Here is a 1506-nt window from a genome sequence, read left to right on the forward strand (position 1 = left end):
AAAGTATTGAATCAAATTATCAAGCAGTTGAAAAACTTAATGAAACTTTACTAACTAAACTAGAAGAACAAAAGATTTCATTTTATAAAAATAATTTTGGTCCAAGTATGCCTCATGTTCTAAATCTTGCTTTTCCGAATGAAAATCATGATTTGCTCTTGACCAAACTTGATTTAGCTGGTTTCGCAATCTCAACTGGTTCTGCTTGTACAGCCGGTACAATCGAACCTTCCCATGTTCTTGAAGCTGTTTACGGGAAAAATTCTGAAAAACTAAAAGAAAACATACGTATTTCTTTTTCAGAAATGAATACAATTGATGAAGTTAATCTCTTCGTTGAAAAACTTAGTTCTATTTTAAAAAAATAACGCAAATTGTAAAATGAAGTTAGCCACCTTGAGTCAAGCAAAAAACATCTGAATCTCTTATACTAGAAGTTCGACCAAATAGTATAAAAAGGAAATTCAGATGCAAGACTATTCTATCACAAGCCAGAGCAAAGGGAAACACCTGACCAATCAAGACCGTTTAAACATTGAACGTTGGCACAATAAAGAAGGACTGAGCAACCGTGAGATTGCGCGCTTATTGAATAAAGCTCATGGGACGATTGACAGAGAGATGAAGCGAGGGGAAATCCAGCTCAAGCGGAAGGTAAAATACTCTGCTAAAAAGGCTCAAGAAAATTATGAAGGATTGAGGGCTCACAGTGTTCGTCCGAGTAAACTCACGACTGAGATTGATTGTTATGTGAGTACACGTCTTAAAGAAGACAAGGACTCTTTGGAAGTCATTCATCAGGCTCTAAAAGGAGTTTCTCTGAGCAGCCTCTACAATTGGGTCAACTGGGGCTGGTTAGAAGCCAAGCGTCATCATCTTTTCTATCCGCAGTATAAGGCGGCAAAGAAAATCAAACCTCGTGCGCCAAAGCATCCTTTTGGCAAGTCTATTGAAGAACGGCCTGAGTTCATTAACAATCGCTTAGAAGTGGGGCATTACGAGATTGACACGGTCATTCTTACGAGAGCTAAGAACAAGGTGCTTTTGACGCTCACAGAGCGAAAATACCGCACGGAGATCATTCGCTTGATTGATGGGAAAACAGCACAGGCGGTCAATGATGAGCTGGTGGAACTTCAAAAAAGTTATGACTTCAAATCCATTACCCCTGACAATGGCCATGAATTTGCAAGGCTCTCTGAGGTCGTAAGCTGTCCAGTTTACTATGCACACGCCTACGCGAGCTTTGAGCGAGGGACGAATGAAAACCATAACCGAATGATTCGTAGGCATCTGCCAAAAGGCACAACAAAGACGACCCCTGAAGAAGTCGCCGCTATCGAGTATTGGATGAACCATTATCCAAGAAAAATGTTCAACTATAAGAGTTCATATGAGATGAGCTTGGCTGGCTAACTTGGACTTGCAATTTGCGTTTAATAATTAATTCACCAATCACAATAAAAATAATTGCGCCAATTGTAATCGGTAATTGTTCTGTTAATG

Annotated in this window: 2 protein-coding genes; both read left to right on the forward strand. The window is 39.5% G+C overall.

Annotation, left to right across the window (positions count from 1 at the left end; all coding sequences use genetic code 11):
- Positions 1-368 (forward strand): aminotransferase class V-fold PLP-dependent enzyme (locus tag ABZ914_RS51220; RefSeq protein ID WP_500201797.1); only part of this gene is annotated, 368 nt, incomplete at its 5' end.
- Between the two features lie 100 nt (positions 369-468).
- A complete protein-coding gene (locus ABZ914_RS51225) occupies positions 469-1416 on the forward strand; it encodes an IS30 family transposase (protein WP_003130410.1) in 948 nt (315 codons plus the stop codon).
- Positions 1417-1506 lie beyond the last annotated feature (90 nt).

This window comes from Spirillospora sp. NPDC046719, from assembly GCF_040645715.1.
Lineage (GTDB): Bacteria > Actinomycetota > Actinomycetes > Streptosporangiales > Streptosporangiaceae > Spirillospora.

Coding starts and splice junctions, on each gene's coding strand:
- ABZ914_RS51225 (WP_003130410.1), top strand. CDS start 469: ATGCAAGACTATTCTATCACAAGCCAGAGCAAAGGGAAACACCTGACC.